Origin of the sequence: Pseudomonas fluorescens HK44 (assembly GCF_000217955.3) — a bacterium.
In the GTDB taxonomy this organism is placed as follows: domain Bacteria; phylum Pseudomonadota; class Gammaproteobacteria; order Pseudomonadales; family Pseudomonadaceae; genus Aquipseudomonas; species Aquipseudomonas fluorescens_AQ.
In genome coordinates this window covers 14,981-30,603 of record NZ_AFOY02000027.1, presented here as the reverse complement: position 1 = coordinate 30,603, position 15,623 = coordinate 14,981, and the positions used below count along the sequence as shown (strand labels likewise).

10 protein-coding genes, 1 tRNA gene and 1 pseudogene are annotated in these 15,623 nt (G+C 58.7%); 7 read left to right on the top strand and 5 right to left on the bottom strand.

Going from position 1 to position 15,623, the window contains the following annotated elements:
• Positions 1-108: 108 nt before the first annotated feature.
• Entirely contained in the window at positions 109-1,644 is a 1,536-nt protein-coding gene (locus HK44_RS27220; RefSeq protein WP_019691188.1) for a sigma-54-dependent transcriptional regulator, read from the bottom strand.
• A gap of 133 nt (positions 1,645-1,777) precedes the next feature.
• Positions 1,778-2,692 (bottom strand): LysR family transcriptional regulator, encoded by a 915-nt coding sequence (locus HK44_RS27215; protein WP_019691187.1) that lies wholly within the window; start codon positions 2,690-2,692, stop codon positions 1,778-1,780.
• A 151-nt stretch (positions 2,693-2,843) separates the two neighbouring features.
• Between HK44_RS27215 and speB the strand changes: the two genes are divergently transcribed.
• The 5 genes from speB (at position 2,844) to HK44_RS27190 (ending at position 11,296) form a co-directional block, all read left to right on the top strand.
• A complete protein-coding gene (speB, locus tag HK44_RS27210; RefSeq protein WP_019691186.1) occupies positions 2,844-3,842 on the top strand; it encodes an agmatinase in 999 nt (332 codons plus the stop codon).
• Between the two features lie 72 nt (positions 3,843-3,914).
• Positions 3,915-5,423 carry an aldehyde dehydrogenase family protein gene (locus HK44_RS27205; RefSeq protein ID WP_019691185.1) on the top strand — a complete coding sequence of 503 codons (1,509 nt, stop codon included), beginning with the start codon at positions 3,915-3,917 and terminating at the stop codon, positions 5,421-5,423.
• Between the two features lie 220 nt (positions 5,424-5,643).
• The gene (locus HK44_RS27200; RefSeq protein ID WP_019691184.1) at positions 5,644-7,212 is read left to right on the top strand and encodes a purine-cytosine permease family protein; all 1,569 of its coding nucleotides are present in this window, start codon (positions 5,644-5,646) and stop codon (positions 7,210-7,212) included.
• 2 nt (positions 7,213-7,214) lie between these two features.
• On the top strand, positions 7,215-8,903 hold the full coding sequence (gene betA / locus HK44_RS27195; RefSeq protein WP_019691183.1) for a choline dehydrogenase: 1,689 nt from the start codon (positions 7,215-7,217) through the stop codon (positions 8,901-8,903).
• 1,046 nt (positions 8,904-9,949) lie between these two features.
• Entirely contained in the window at positions 9,950-11,296 is a 1,347-nt protein-coding gene (locus HK44_RS27190) for a short-chain fatty acid transporter (RefSeq protein ID WP_024265205.1), read from the top strand.
• A gap of 70 nt (positions 11,297-11,366) precedes the next feature.
• Here HK44_RS27190 and HK44_RS30025 read toward each other — a convergent pair.
• From HK44_RS30025 to HK44_RS27180, 3 genes and pseudogenes are all read right to left on the bottom strand, one after another.
• Positions 11,367-11,723 (bottom strand): annotated as a pseudogene (locus HK44_RS30025) (IS4 family transposase); the annotation flags it as partial.
• A gap of 34 nt (positions 11,724-11,757) precedes the next feature.
• Positions 11,758-12,105, bottom strand: coding sequence for a DNA recombinase (locus HK44_RS27185; protein WP_242031604.1), 348 nt, complete (start codon positions 12,103-12,105; stop codon positions 11,758-11,760).
• Between the two features lie 105 nt (positions 12,106-12,210).
• Positions 12,211-12,287: transfer RNA gene (locus HK44_RS27180), tRNA-Arg, on the bottom strand.
• A 348-nt stretch (positions 12,288-12,635) separates the two neighbouring features.
• Between HK44_RS27180 and gabD the strand changes: the two genes are divergently transcribed.
• Both gabD and gabT read left to right on the top strand, forming a co-directional pair.
• Positions 12,636-14,078, top strand: coding sequence for an NADP-dependent succinate-semialdehyde dehydrogenase (gene gabD / locus HK44_RS27175; RefSeq protein WP_019691178.1), 1,443 nt, complete (start codon positions 12,636-12,638; stop codon positions 14,076-14,078).
• 177 nt (positions 14,079-14,255) lie between these two features.
• On the top strand, positions 14,256-15,533 hold the full coding sequence (gabT, locus tag HK44_RS27170; protein ID WP_019691177.1) for a 4-aminobutyrate--2-oxoglutarate transaminase: 1,278 nt from the start codon (positions 14,256-14,258) through the stop codon (positions 15,531-15,533).
• Positions 15,534-15,623 lie beyond the last annotated feature (90 nt).

Below are 15,623 nucleotides of genomic sequence, written 5' to 3'. Positions count from 1 at the left end.
AAGAGGGGAAGGGCGATGAGACGTCGACGTTACAGCGTTTTGTCTTGAATTCGGTACGCTGTAGCGATTTGCATACAGTGCTCATAAAAGCGCTTGTATGGGCGGCGGTCAGGTCTTGCCGGAAATACCGTATTTGCGCAGGCGGATGGCAATGGCGCTGTGGGAAGTATGCAGGCGTGCGGCGAGTAACCGGCTGGAGGGGTAACTGCGGTAGAGCTGCTCCAGCAGGCTCTTTTCAAACCCTTCGACGGCATCTTCGAGGCTGCCGACCTCACCGTCGTTTTGCCGCGCCACGGCCGTCGTGGCGATATCCAGATCGTCGATGCCCACCAGCGGGTTTTCGCAAATGGCGCTGGCGCGGAAGATCACGTTTTGCAATTGCCGCACATTGCCGGGCCAGCGGTTTTCGAGGAGTGCCGGATAAGTCGCGGGCGCCAGACGACAAACCGGGCGCTGGATCTGGGCACAGGCCTGCTGCATGAAGTGCTGGGCCAGCACGAGGATGTCATGACCGCGTTCTCGTAGCGGCGGCACTTGCAGATTGAGCACATTCAGGCGGTAGAACAGGTCCTCGCGAAAACTGCCTTCGCTGACCATTTTTTCCAGGTCACGGTGGGTCGCGCTAAGGATCCGCACGTTGACCTTGACCTCACGATCACCACCGACCCGGCGGAAGCAGCCATCGCTCAAAAAGCGCAGCAGCTTGGCTTGCAGGTAGGGCGACATTTCACCGATTTCGTCGAGGAACACCGTGCCCTGGTCGGCCAGTTCGAGCAGGCCGAGTTTGCCGCCGCGCTGGGCGCCGGTGAAGGCGCCGGGGGCGTAGCCGAACAGCTCGCTCTCGGCCAGGCTCTCCGGCAATGCCGCGCAGTTCAGGGCCAGGAACGGTGAGTCACGCCGCGTGCTGAAGGTGTGGCAGGCGCGGGCCACGAGCTCTTTGCCGGTGCCGGTTTCGCCCTGGATCAGCAGCGGTGCGTCGAGCGCTGCAATACGCTGGGCCCGGGCTTTCAGGGTGCGCATCGGGAGTGATTCGCCGAGCAGCGCCTCGAAGCTTTCGGCGTGGTCGTGATGGAGGGCGGCCAGGCGCTCGCTGATACGGTTTGGCACGTACAGCGTGAGCAAACCACCGGCCAGTGGCTGGCTGCCCAACTCGCCGGCTTCGCTGATCGGCATCGCATCGAGCAGCAAGGTCTGGCCGTTGAGGGTGACTTCGCGCATGGGCAGGCGGTAGCCGTGTTCGATCAGCGTACGTTGCAAGGAGGGTTCATCGAATAGCGCTGTCAGGGGCTCACCGGCCGGCTCACGCCCGCACAATGCGATCAGTGCCGGATTGGCCAGCAGCACGTGGCCGCGACCATCCACGGCCAGTACCGGGTCGGCTCTGGCAGCGAGCAAGGCGTCCAGTTGCAGGCGTCGACGCTGGCCGGGGAGGATGTCGACCATCGTCACCGCCTGCACGCCCCGCACACCAAGAAAGGCTTCGCGCAGTTCTTCCAGCACATCGGCGCCGAGGGTCGGCGCGTCGATGTAAACGTTCGGTGGCACCATTTCGACGGCATCCAGATTGAGGCTGCGCCTGCCGAGCAGGGCCAGCACTTCCTGGGTGATGCCGACGCGGTCGGTAAAGGTGACGTGGATGCGCATAGGAGGCCTGAAAGGGTTGCGAACCGGATCGCGGTGATAAATGAGTATGCCGGGCTCTGTTCGAGTGTGGCGAGCGTGATGCTTGCATGACGTGCCACACGGTCCTTTGTCGACAGTACCTGACTCGCGGGGCTCAGGTGCGGCCTGCGCTGCGCGAACAGGCCGCAAGATCCTCAAGGAACGCCTGGAGAATCGGCGGTGGAGCAGCGCCACGTCGGGTAATCACATCGAAGGGCGACTTCAGACGCAAGCTCGTTGGCGCCAACTGGTGCATTTCACCGGTTTTGATCCACTGAGAGGCGAAGTGCATGGGCAGAAAGCCCAGATAGGCGCCGGAGATGATCAGAATGGCCAGCGCCTCGATGTTGTCCACCGTCGCTGCGGCTTTGCTGACGCCCAGGTGTTCCAGGTCGTATTGCTGCATGTAACCCCGGGCGACGATTCGGCTTGCACCAATCTCTTCGAGCAGTTCGGCACGCTCGGCCTGGCTGCCATAGAGCGGATGACGCCGCCCGCAATACAGCCCGAGTGCTTCCTGATACAGCGGTGAGTGCAGCAGGCCGGGAACGTGGATCGGGAAGTGTCCGATGGCCAGGTGCAGTCGGCCGTCAAGCACGCGCTCTTCCAGTTCTGCGGGGGTGCCCACATACACGTTGAGATGCACATCATGCCCTCTGGACACGAAGCGCTGGGTGGTCCGCGGTATCGGTGAGTCAGGGTCGGTGATGGTGGTGTCGATGATCCCCAGGTTGAGCTTTCCGCTGATGTGCTGTTTGAGCACGTCGGCGTCCATGCAGAAGTTTTCCACCGCCGAGAGCAGGCGCTGGGTGGCTTCATGGATCGCCACCCCTTGCTCGGTCAAACGGAAGCCACTGCGCCCGCGCTGGCAGAGCTTGACCCCGAGGCGGGTTTCCAGATGGGTCATTTGTTCGCTGATGGTCGATTGGCCGGCATTCAAGGCAGCTTGCGCGGCAGAAAACCCCCCGCACCGGACAATCGTGGCAAACACCCTGAGCAACTTCAGATCGACATCATGCAGCTGAATCACCTTGAACCTCCCGCGTGTGGATGCATCGGTAATGCCGATATGAGTATCTGATGTTTAGCATTTTTTCCACGAAAACCTGCGCCCATAGTCACTCCAACGGCGGTCGCCTTGCAGTCCGCCAAGCCGATAACAAGAAGTGGAGAGGCTAGAAATGTCGAATAATGGTTATGAGTCCGGTCGCCTGAACTTGCCGTTCGTGGGGCATTGCACCTTTGGCAAATCCCCGGTGTGCACCGATTGGGACGCGCTGGATGCCGACGTGGCGGTGCTCGGTGTGCCCAACGACATGGGCACCCAGTGGCGTTCCGGCGCACGTTTCGGACCACGCGGAATTCGCGAGGCATCGACGCTGTTCTCCTTCGGCCACGCCGGCGCCTATGACCACGAAGATGATGTGATGTACCTGACCGCCGCCGACGTGCGCATGGTCGACGTCGGTGACGCCGATATCGTGCACACCGACATGGCCACCAGTAACGCCAACACCGAATACGCGGTGCGCAAAATCCTCGATGCCGGTGTCATGCCCGTTGTGCTCGGTGGCGATCACTCGGTGCATGCTCCGGTGATCAAGGCGTTCGAAGGGCGCGGTCCGATCCATATCATCCACTTCGATGCGCACCTGGATTTTGTCGACGAGCGCCACGGCGTGCGCTACGGCCATGGCAACCCATTGCGCCGCGCCTCCGAAATGAACCACATCGTCGGCATGACCCAGATGGGTATCCGCAACGTGTCGTCTTCCAATCGCGATGACTACGAGGCGGCCCACGCGGCGGGCTCGAAGATTCTCTCGGTGCGCGATGTCCGCCGCCTCGGCGTCGAAGGTGTGCTGGCACTGATTCCGCAGAACATCAACTACTACATCACCATCGACATCGACGGCTTCGACCCGTCCATCGCCCCCGGCACGGGTACGCCCAGCCATGGTGGCTTCCTGTATTACGAAGTGCTGGAAATCATCCAGGCCTTGGCCAAACGCAGCAAAGGCAACATCGTTGGCATGGACCTGGTCGAGGTCGCCCCCGTTTATGACCCTTCCGGCATGACCTCGATTCTCGCGGCCCAGCTGCTGCTCAACAGCATCGGCTTCATTTTCCATGAGCGGGCTCAGGCGCGTCAGACCATGAGTGAAGCCACCCCGGCCTGATTGGGTGGGGAATATCGATCATCGAACCACAATGCCCCGGCAGGACCTGACTGCCGGGAAGAGAGAATAAAAATGGACACGATCGTTAAGCAGTACCTGCAGAAATTCGGCGTCAGCGAGGCCACCCAGACCTTTCTCGGCAAGGTGCAGAAGATGTTCATCGGCGGTGCGTGGGTTGAGGCCAGCGACGGCCAGACCTCCGATGTCATCGAGCCGTCGACCGAGGGTCTGATCACCCGTATTCCCATGGGCACCACGCAGGATCTGGATCGCGCCGTGCAAGCCGCCCGAGCCCAGTTTGACGGTGGCGCCTGGCGGCAGGCCAAACCGGCAGAACGTGAGCGGATGATCCACCGCCTGGCTGACCTGATTGAAAGCAACGCCGCTGAACTCGCCGAAATCGAATCGATCGACATGGGCAAGTCAGTGGCTTTTGCGCGGGACGTCGATATTCAGGGCACAGTCGATACCCTGCGCTATTTCGCCGGCTGGGCCACCAAACTCCACGGGCGTACCGTCGAACCATCGTTACCGGGCAACTACCTGGCGTATACACGCAAGGAAGCGGTGGGCGTTGTCGGCGCGATCGTGCCCTGGAACTTTCCGCTGCAAACCATGGCCTGGAAGCTCGGTGCCGCTCTGGCAACCGGCTGCACCGTAGTGGTCAAACCCGCCGAGCTGACCTCGCTGTCTGCCTTGCGTTTCGCCGAACTGACTCAGGAAGCGGGCATCCCGGACGGGGTGATCAACATCGTGACCGGACGCGGTAGTGTAGTGGGTGCGGCCATGGCCACGCACCCAGGCATCGACAAACTCACCTTCACCGGTTCGACGCCGGTGGGCCGCACCGTCGGCCGCGCGGCGCTGGACGAAATGAAGCGACTGACCCTCGAACTCGGAGGAAAATCACCGGTTATCGTGCTGGCCGACGCCGATATTCCGGCCGCTGCCCAAGCCATTGCCAACGGGGTGTTCTTCAACTCGGGTCAGGTGTGCGATGCCGGTACACGCGCCTATGTTCATCGCAGCGTCTACGACGAGTTCCTGCGTGAACTGATCGCCTACACCCGGACCTTGAAAATTGCCCCGGGTCTGGACCCGGACTGCTTCATCAGCCCGCTGGTATCGGCCTTGCAAAAGGAGCGAGTGACAAGCTACATCGAAACCGGCAAGCGCGAGGGAGCCGAACTGGTCTACGGCGGCCAGCCTGTCGAGGGCCCCGGCTATTTCGTCGAGCCGACCATTTTTGCCCATTGCCGAAATGATATGCGCATCGTCCAGGAGGAGATTTTTGGCCCGGTGCTGGTGACCGCACCCTTCGACGATGAAGAAGAGGCGCTGGCCCTGGCCAATGACTCACCGTACGGTCTGGCAGCCGCACTCTATTCCAATGACCTTGGGCGGGTGCACAGTCTGATTCCACGGTTGAAAGCCGGTTCGGTCTACGTCAACGCCCACGGCACCCTCGACCCGTCGATGCCGTTCGGTGGCTACAAACAGTCTGGATTCGGCAAGGATCTGGGCGCGGAGCAGCTCGATTACCTGCTGGAGACCAAGGCGGTCTGGATCACCCTGCCCTGAGGCTTGGCTCATTCCAAAACGGTGCCAGCAACAACGCCAGGTAGGCACGCGTGACACTGACCCTGTGGCGAGAGGGAGCTTGCTCCCGCTGGGTCGCGGAGCGGCCCCAAAAAATGGGACTGCTGCGCAGTCCAGCGGGAGCAAGCTCCCTCGCCACAGGGTCGTTCACCCGAAAGAATGCGGTTATCTCGTCATGATCTTCCAACAATAAGAGTACGTCATGAACACTAACGCCAAGTCCGCCCCGAGCGTGTCCACCCGCGACGACAAGCCGGTCGTCGAAGGGCATTCAATCGACTTCATCCCCGAAAGCGAGCGTAGCGACAAACTGTCGAGCCAGGGCCCGTTCTGGTTCCTCGGCAATTTCACGTTCTTCACCATGACCATTGGCTTTGTTGGTCCGAGCGTCGGTCTGAGCGCTCTCTGGACCACCCTCGCCGGCACCCTGGGCATCATGTTCGGCACGCTGTTCATGGCTTTTCATGGTTCGCAAGGCCCACACCTGGGGCTGCCGCAGATGATCCAGTCGCGCGCGCAGTTCGGTTATCGCGGGGTGATTCTCGTGCTGTTGGCGACGCTGTTTGTGTTCGCCGGGTTCAATATCGTCAACCTCGTACTAATGATGCAGGGGCTGCACACGTTATTCGGCTTCAACCCCGCGGTGGTGGCGGTGGCCGTGACAGTGCCGGCGGCCATACTGGCGATCCTCGGCCATGACTGGATGCACCGCAGCTTCAAATGGGCGTTGTACCTGTCGATTCCGCTTTACGGTCTGGTGACGTTGGCGGTGTTGATGCACTGGGTTCCCGATGCGCCGATGCCGGTACTCGCCGCCGGTGAGGTTCCTGCCGCACCGCTGGGCTTCAACTGGACCGGTTTCATCGCACAGTTCGCTGCGGCGGCAAGTTACAACATCGCTTACGCCCCTTACGTTTCCGATTATTCGCGCTACCTGCCCAAGAACACTCCGAGCGGGAAACTGATCGCGGTGGTTTTTCTGGGTGCCTCGTTGTCCGGCGCGTGGATGATTTCCGTGGGTGGCTGGCTGGCCGATCACCTGCATTCCACTGATGTGCTGGTCGCTCTCGGACAAGTGGGCAACACGGTGTCGCCGCTCATTGGCACTGCAGTGGTGGTCATCACGATCCTGGCGTTCCTGCCGGTCATCGCGATGAACATTTACAGCGCGAAACTGACCACGCTGACCTGCGTTGACTCCATCAAGCACATCGAGCCGACGCGCAAGGCGCGCATTCTGGCGATTGGTTTCGTGATCCTGCTGCAACTGGGCGTGGCCTTGAGCATCCAGAGTTCAGGTAAAGGGCTGTCGGTGCTGGGTATCTACCTGGTGGTGATGCTGTACTTCCTGGTGCCATGGACCTCGGTCAACCTGACCGACTACTTCTTCGTCCGCAAAGGCCGCTACGCCATCCCGCACTTCTTCATGCCGCACGGCAACATCTACGGCAGTTGGGGGATGCGCGGCATCATCTCGTACGCAATCGGCTTCATTTCCATGATCCCGTTCTTTTACATCTTCGACGGCGTTGAACAGCGCGAGGTCTATGTCGGCCCACTCGCCAAAGCGCTCGGCAGCATCGACATCGCCTGGCTTGTCGGGCTGATCGTGTCGGGGCTGGTGTACTACTGGCTTAGCCGCTCGATCGACCTTGCGCGCGAAGAGGCGGTCATCCTCCTCATCGAAAAAACATCCCCGCAATACACCACCGGCGACAAGCAGGCCAAGTACCCGTTGCCGCTGCTCAACGAATCGACAGCCGGGAGATAACCATGGCGACTCAACAATACGACTACATCATCATCGGCGCCGGCTCGGCAGGTTGTGTGTTGGCCAACCGCTTGAGCGAAGACCCCGCCACCTCAGTGCTGGTGCTGGAGTTCGGCGGCAGCGATCGCAGTGTGGTGATCCAGATGCCGAGTGCTTTCTCGATCCCGATGAACACCAGTAAATACAACTGGCGCTATGAGACCGAGCCGGAGCCCTACCTCAACGGGCGTCGAATTCACTGCCCGAGAGGCAAGGTGCTGGGCGGCTCATCATCGATCAATGGCCTGGTTTACATCCGTGGCCACGCTTATGACTTTGATGAGTGGGAATCACTCGGTGCAGAGGGTTGGGGCTACCGTAACTGCCTGCCGTACTTCAAGCGGGCGGAGAGTTACGAGGCGGGCGGCGACGGCTACCGTGGACATACCGGGCCCTTGCACACCAACAACGGCAATAACATGAAGAACCCGTTGTACGGGGCCTGGATCGAGGCCGGTGCCGAGGCAGGTTACATCAAGACTGACGACTGCAACGGCTTCATGCAGGAAGGTTTCGGTGCCATGCACATGACGGTGAAGAATGGCGTGCGCTGTTCCACGGCCAATGCTTACCTGCGGCCGGCCATGGGGCGCCCGAACCTGACCGTGGTCACCCAGGCGATGACGCGTCAGATCGTCCTCGAAGGCAAGCGTGCAGTGGGCGTCATCTATGACTGCGAAGGCCAGACCCACAAGGTCTACTGCAAGCGGGAAGTCCTGGTATCGTCCGGGCCGATCGGTTCGCCGCACCTGCTGCAACGCTCTGGAATCGGGCCGGCCGAAGTGCTCCGCAAAGCCGGGGTCGAGGTGCGGCACGACCTGCCGGGCGTCGGGGAAAACCTGCAGGATCACGCCGAGGTGTACATCCAGTTCGGCTGCAAGGAGCCGGTGACGCTCAATAGCAAAATGGACCCCCTGAGCAAGCTGATGATCGGATTGCGCTGGTTGTTGTTCAAGGACGGGCTCGGCGCCACCAATCATTTTGAGGCCGGTGGTTTCATACGCTCCGAGCAGGGCTTGCGCTGGCCGGACATCCAGTTCCATTTCCTGCCGGCGGCAATGCGCTACGACGGCAAGAAGCCGATCAAGGGCCACGGCTTCATGGTGCTGACCGGGCCGAACAAACCAAAAAGCCGGGGCTATGTGCGGGTCCGCTCTTCCGACCCTTATGAGCACCCGGAGATCCAATTCAACTACCTGCAGCGAGAAGAGGACCGCGAAGGGTTCCGCCGCTGCATACGCCTGACGCGGGAAATCATCGGTCAGCCAGCGATGGACCGTTTCCGTGATGGAGAGATTGCGCCGGGCGCGCAGGTGACCAGCGACGAGGATCTCGATGCGTTCGTGCGCGAAAACCTGGAGAGCACCTACCATCCTTGCGGCTCCTGCCGCATGGGCGAGGATGACATGGCGGTGGTCGACTCCCAATTGCGTGTACGGGGCATCGAAGGCTTGCGGGTGATCGACTCGTCAGTATTTCCGACCGAGCCGAACGGCAACCTCAACGCACCGACCATCATGCTTGCCGAACGGGCATCCGACCTGGTGCGCGGGCGCAACATGTTGCCAGCGTCGGATGCGGTGGTCGGGTTGGCCAAGGATTGGGAAACCCGTCAACGCACGAAAGCGCCGGCACGTAATGTGAGGGTTTGATTTCAGGGAAATCAGGGAATCATCCAGTCCTGAAACAGGTGTAAGCCTTATTCAGGACAGGACACGGGACAAACTCAACAAAAAAGCCCCAGGCCATAAGACCTGAGGCTTTTTCGTTTTGCGTATGGTGCACCAGGCGGGATTCGAACCTATGACCCCTGCCTTCGGAGTCCTGAAAACCGACGTTTAGAATCAATACGGTAGCGGGGATTAGCTGGGAAATCAAAGGGTTGTGGTAGCAGGGGGTAGTGGGGTTTCGCCCTGGTTAGCGGGGCTAGTGTGGCAAGTTTGTGGCAAGCTCGATCGATTTCAGTCCGGCCGCATGCTCCAAATGACCAGTCATATGCATTCAAGATGACTAGCTTTCACACAACCTGGGCCGATTCCTGCCTGTCACGACTGATCGAAATCGAACCTAACCGGCCATTCACCTTCGGCGAAAATGCAGATGTAAAAGATCTGTCTTCATCGTTCAGCTCCCAACACGTCAGTGCCCTATGAGTTGTCGACGATACATACCCAACGCTCATCCGGCGTTCTTTGAAAATGGGTCTCCTTGCGTGGCGGATCCCCAAATGGCGGGCATTAAAAACCCGCCTCGAGGCGGGTTGGATGTTCAGCGTCGATCCTTGCACCGTCTGGATAGTTTCGAAAAACGACCGTTTTATGAAACCGTTTCCGCTATCGCAAGGAAAGGTCACCAGCACCTGAAAAGCAGTGCAATAAACCCGTCTCACGAATCACGTTCGTTAATTCGCAGTCGCTGACGGGTAAAACGAACTCTAATTAGGCTTACGTTGGTTTTCAATTCCACTGCTCCCCAAACTCCAAAAACAAGATTTTATACATTAAAGGTATAAATCAATACCTTCTGAGTATTTACGGTCAATTAATAGCAAATGCCCGAAAACTAAGGGCGATTACCGAACGCTTATCATGTTGACGGATTGAGGCCTATTTGTAGGCTGAAGTATGTTGCCGCACGTTGTTCATTCAATACGACACAGCGTATTAGTGCAGGATAAATAAAATATAAGGGTTTTAAATTGGATAAGGTAGCTGATTTTTTCACAGAGCTGATGAGGCGATATATGCCTGATCCGTTCGTCTTCGCGATCGGTCTGACACTATTGACCATGGCCCTCGCGGTGCTGGCACAAGGACAAAGTGCAGAACTCGTCTTGCAAAGCTGGGGCGATGGTTTTTGGAGTCTGCTGGCGTTCACTACACAGATGGCGGTGATCCTCGCCATGGGCTATGTCTTGGCAACTTCCCCCTTCATCGACGGGTTCCTCAATAGGATTGTGCAGCGAGTCAAGCGACCTGCGACCGCCGTTATTGTCGCCACTCTGGTAGGGGCGATTGGGAGTTATTTGAATTGGGGGTTTGGCTTGGTTATCGGCGGTATCGTCGCACGCAAACTGGCCATACAGGTGCGGGGGGTCCATTACCCGCTGATCATCGCTGCTGCCTACAGCGGTTTCACCTTTTATGGCCTGGGGTTGTCGTCGACCATTCCGGTGTTGATTTCCACTCCAGGCCACCCCCTGGAGTCAAAAATGGGGTTGATCGGGTTAACGGAAACCATTTTCTCGCTCCCCATGTTGCTGACCGCGCTCTGCGTATTGATCACCTTGCCTCTTCTCAACGCCTGGCTGCACCCAAAACACGCCCGTGATGTTGTTGAAATTGATCAAGCGCTACTTAATGATGACTCACCCAAGAGGGCCTCGGCCGTTGATGCACTATTTGCCGATAACACTTTCGCGGCCACGTTAAACAACAGCCGGCTACTCAGTTCAGTGATTGGATTGCTTGGCATGGGCTATCTGATCCTGCATTTCCTAAAAGGCGGCAGTCTGGATCTGAATAAGATCAACTTCTTCATTCTGTTTCTCGGCATTTTACTGCTGGGCACGCCCAAGCAGTACATCGCCAAGCTCAGTGAAGGCATTAAAACGATTTCCGGCATAATTCTGCAGTTCCCGTTTTACGCTGGGATCATGGCGATTATGCAAAGTTCTGGCTTGGTCAATAGCATCTCCCACAGCTTTGTTGGTGTCGCCAATGCTCAGACGCTGCCGTTCTGGGGGCTCATTAGCTCGTTCGTGATCAACTTTTTTGCACCGTCCGGGGGTGGGCATTGGGCAATCCAGGGCCCCTTCATGATCGAAGCGGCGAAATCTCTGAATAGCTCGCTTGCCCAGACTTCCATGGCCGTTATGTTGGGTAACGCCTGGAACGACCTTGTACAGCCTTTCTGGATTCTGCCTGCGCTCGCGCTGTCGCGTCTGCGACTCAAAGATGTGATGGGCTATACGGTGATCATGATGTTGTGGGTCGGCCTGATCTACATTGCAGTGGTAGTGCTTTGGGGGTATCTAAGCCATTAACAGAAAGGCGACGGGATTCCCTCTCCTTTTCCATTGAATTAGGGTCTGTCCCTGAGGGCCCCCCACAAATCTACTCCAACGCCTGCGCCTGTTGACATACCTCGTCTCGTAACGCGAGCTCAAGTCTCTCCAAGATTTTTCGGGAGTTTGAGCCGCGCCCGCTGCGCCAGTATTCCAAGCCCAGTCGCCACAGCGACAACACCCTTCGATGTTTAAGGCTGTTGCTTTGAAAGCGATGTTCATGACCCGCTTCGCGGGCCTGCAAACCCGTTAAGCAAATGATGTAGTTGGCCAATGCCGAGATCAGCAATAGCACCTCAATTCGCCTTGGACAATGACTCCGATGGCGAGTCACACCGACGCCAAGATGCTCACTTTTCACATCCCTGAAGCCTTCTTCTATCTACATGCGCTGCCTGTAAATCGCCGCAGTATTGCCCTTGCGGATCTTCAGGCGCTCGTCACGGTAGCGGGCGAAGTCGGAGGAGGTGAGGGTGGCGACGATGCGTGTTGCCAGCGGATGGCGCTTGAGCGCTTCCAGGCGTTTGATTGATTTCCGAATAGGCGCCTTTGTGCTTCGGAGCAATTTCGGATATGTAGCGATCAATGAGTTGATGAAAGGCGGTGCGTTCAGCCTCGACGCGAGAGACAAAAATGCCTCGGTCGATTTCGCTTTCGATCATGCGCGCCCAGGCTTGGGCATCGGCTTTGGTTTCGAAGGTTTTTCGTTGGGCTGGATAGCCCTTGCGGCGGATTTGCGCTTCCCACTGATACTCGCCGCGATTCCTGATTGTTGCCATTTCGGCCATTCCCGCCACGTTCAAGTGTGGCAAATTTGTGGCAAAAACGACTTTCAGGGCCAGGACAGGTTTCTGTCATGAGCGCTATCCCCTTGTCATACAAGGGAAAGAAGATGGTGCACCAGGCGGGATTCGAACCCACGACCCCTGCCTTCGGAGGGCAGTACTCTATCCAGCTGAGCTACTGGTGCAAGCGGGCGCCATGATACTCATATGCGCTGCGGGCGTCCATGCTGCTGAATAGCCTGATGTTTCGCGCCTGCCGAGCGGGTGTTTACTACGTTGATCAGAAAAATAAGGCAAATGCGGCGTTTTCGTTCTTTTTTTCGAACAGCCTATTGTCCTTTACCCCCTTTGATCCTAGGATTCGTTTGAGATTTCAAACGCTCTTGTCTGGGTGCTGAACCGCACGAGTTTCAATAGTGCGCTATTTATGTGCTTCAGCCCGGTGAATGATTTCCCTGACGGCAGCCTTCAAGGCGCCTTTCTACAATCATAATTTGCTCCGCGCGTGCGCGGTGCTGTTAAGGAAAGCCGACATGCAGCTTAAAGACACCCTGTTGTTCCGCCAGCAAGCCTTCATTGATGGCGCTTGGGTCGATGCGGACAATGGTCAGACGATCAACGTCACCAACCCGGCAACGGGCGAAATTCTGGGCACCGTGCCGAAAATGGGCGCTGCCGAAACCCGCCGTGCGATCGAAGCCGCTGACAAAGCGCTGCCGGCCTGGCGTGCACTGACCGCCAAGGACCGCGCGAACAAGCTGCGTCGCTGGTTCGAACTGATCATTGAGAACCAGGACGACCTGGCTCGCCTGATGACTCTGGAGCAGGGTAAGCCATTGGCCGAAGCCAAGGGCGAAATCGTTTACGCCGCGTCCTTCATCGAATGGTTCGCCGAAGAAGCCAAGCGCATCTACGGTGACGTGATTCCGGGCCACCAGCCAGACAAGCGCCTGATCGTGATCAAGCAGCCGATCGGCGTGACCGCTGCGATCACTCCGTGGAACTTCCCGGCTGCCATGATCACCCGTAAAGCCGGCCCGGCCCTGGCCGCCGGCTGCACCATGGTGCTCAAGCCTGCTTCGCAAACGCCTTTCTCGGCCTTCGCCCTGGCTGAACTGGCCCAGCGTGCCGGTATCCCGAAAGGCGTGCTGAGCGTTGTGACCGGCAGCGCCGGCGACATCGGCAGCGAGCTGACCAGCAACCCGATCGTGCGCAAGCTGTCCTTCACCGGCTCGACTGAAATCGGTCGTCAGCTGATGGCCGAATGCGCCAAGGACATCAAGAAAGTCTCCCTGGAACTGGGCGGCAACGCACCGTTCATCGTGTTCGACGACGCGGACCTGGATAAGGCCGTCGAAGGCGCGATCATTTCCAAATACCGCAACAACGGCCAGACCTGCGTCTGCGCCAACCGTCTGTACATTCAGGATTCGGTGTACGACGCGTTCGCTGAAAAACTCAAAGTGGCCGTGGCCAAACTCAAGATCGGCAACGGTCTGGAAGAAGGCACCACCACTGGCCCGTTGATCGACGGCAAAGCCGTGGCCAAGGTTCAGGAGCACATTGCTGATGCCCTGAGCAAAGGCGCGACCCTGCTGGCCGGTGGCAAGGTGATGGAAGGCAACTTCTTCGAACCGACCATCCTGACCAACGTGCCGAAAAGTGCTGCAGTGGCCAAGGAAGAAACCTTCGGTCCATTGGCGCCACTGTTCCGCTTCAAAGACGAAGCCGAAGTGATCGCGATGTCGAACGACACCGAGTTCGGTCTGGCCTCGTACTTCTATGCGCGCGACCTGGGTCGTGTGTTCCGTGTGGCTGAAGCCCTGGAATACGGCATGGTCGGCGTCAACACCGGGTTGATCTCCAACGAAGTCGCGCCGTTCGGCGGCATCAAGGCCTCGGGCCTGGGCCGTGAAGGCTCCAAGTACGGCATCGAAGATTACCTGGAAATCAAATACCTCTGCCTGGGCATCTAAGCCCGGCAGGCGTTCAGCACAAAGGGCACGAGAGCGCTGTCCCTTTGTGCGCTTCAAACAGATTTTTATCTGTGGCCGGGAAAGCTGTGGCAGTCGATCATCGCATGCTGCCGTAGTTGCCTCCCCGCCACGTATTCCTTGAGCCACGCCGACCGATGAGCGGCGAATGAGGACACTATGAGCAAGACCAACGCATCCCTGATGAAACGCCGCGAAGCCGCTGTACCACGCGGTGTTGGCCAGATTCACCCGATCTTCGCCGACCACGCGAAGAACGCCACCGTGACCGACGTTGAAGGTCGCGAGTTCATCGACTTCGCCGGCGGTATCGCCGTGCTGAACACCGGTCACCTGCACCCGAAAATCATCGCCGCCGTGACCGAGCAGTTGAACAAACTGACTCACACCTGCTTCCAGGTACTGGCTTACGAACCGTACGTAGAACTGTGCGAGAAAGTGAACGCCAAGGTTCCAGGTGATTTCGCCAAGAAAACCCTGCTGGTGACCACCGGTTCCGAAGCCGTGGAAAACTCCATCAAGATCGCCCGCGCCGCTACTGGCCGTGCCGGCGTGATTGCCTTCACCGGCGCGTACCACGGTCGCACCATGATGACCCTGGGCCTGACCGGTAAAGTCGTGCCTTACTCGGCCGGCATGGGCCTGATGCCAGGCGGCATCTTCCGCGCGCTGTACCCGAACGAACTGCATGGCGTGAGCATCGACGATTCGATCGCCAGCATCGAGCGCATCTTCAAGAACGACGCCGAGCCGCGTGACATCGCTGCGATCATCATCGAGCCGGTACAGGGCGAAGGTGGATTCTACGTCGCGCCTAAAGAGTTCATGAAGCGTCTGCGTGCCCTGTGTGACCAGCACGGCATTCTGTTGATCGCTGACGAAGTACAAACCGGCGCTGGTCGTACCGGCACCTTCTTCGCCATGGAACAGATGGGCGTTGCGGCCGACCTGACCACCTTCGCCAAATCCATCGCTGGCGGCTTCCCGCTGGCCGGTGTGTGCGGCAAGGCTGAATACATGGACGCCATCGCTCCAGGCGGCCTGGGCGGCACTTATGCCGGTAGCCCGATCGCTTGCGCCGCAGCGCTGGCAGTGATGGAAGTGTTCGAAGAAGAGCACCTGCTGGATCGCTGCAAGGCAGTCGGCGAGCGTCTGGTCACTGGCCTCAAGGCCATCCAGGCCAAGTACCCGGTGATCGGTGAAGTGCGTGCGCTGGGCGCAATGATCGCGGTTGAACTGTTCGAAAACGGCGACAGCCACAAGCCTAACGCCGCCGCCGTCGCCCAAGTCGTGGCCAAGGCGCGCGACAAGGGTCTGATCCTGCTGTCGTGCGGTACTTATGGCAACGTGTTGCGTGTACTGGTGCCGCTGACTGCACCGGACGAGCAACTGGATAAAGGTCTGGCGATCATGGAAGAGTGCTTCTCCGAGCTCTGATTACCCAGTGTGACCTGATCGACAAAAAACCCGCTTCGGCGGGTTTTTTTGTCACTGGCAACACATCGGCGGTTTTTGCGCTGTATCGAA

Excerpts from the sequence above, each read along its gene's own strand:
- HK44_RS27220 (WP_019691188.1), bottom strand. The coding sequence starts at position 1,644 with ATGCGCATCCACGTCACCTTTACCGACCGCGTCGGCATCACCCAGGAA.
- speB (WP_019691186.1), top strand. The coding sequence starts at position 2,844 with ATGTCGAATAATGGTTATGAGTCCGGTCGCCTGAACTTGCCGTTCGTG.
- HK44_RS27205 (WP_019691185.1), top strand. The coding sequence starts at position 3,915 with ATGGACACGATCGTTAAGCAGTACCTGCAGAAATTCGGCGTCAGCGAG.
- HK44_RS27200 (WP_019691184.1), top strand. The coding sequence starts at position 5,644 with ATGAACACTAACGCCAAGTCCGCCCCGAGCGTGTCCACCCGCGACGAC.
- betA (WP_019691183.1), top strand. The coding sequence starts at position 7,215 with ATGGCGACTCAACAATACGACTACATCATCATCGGCGCCGGCTCGGCA.
- HK44_RS27185 (WP_242031604.1), bottom strand. The coding sequence starts at position 12,105 with ATGGCCGAAATGGCAACAATCAGGAATCGCGGCGAGTATCAGTGGGAA.
- gabD (WP_019691178.1), top strand. The coding sequence starts at position 12,636 with ATGCAGCTTAAAGACACCCTGTTGTTCCGCCAGCAAGCCTTCATTGAT.
- gabT (WP_019691177.1), top strand. The coding sequence starts at position 14,256 with ATGAGCAAGACCAACGCATCCCTGATGAAACGCCGCGAAGCCGCTGTA.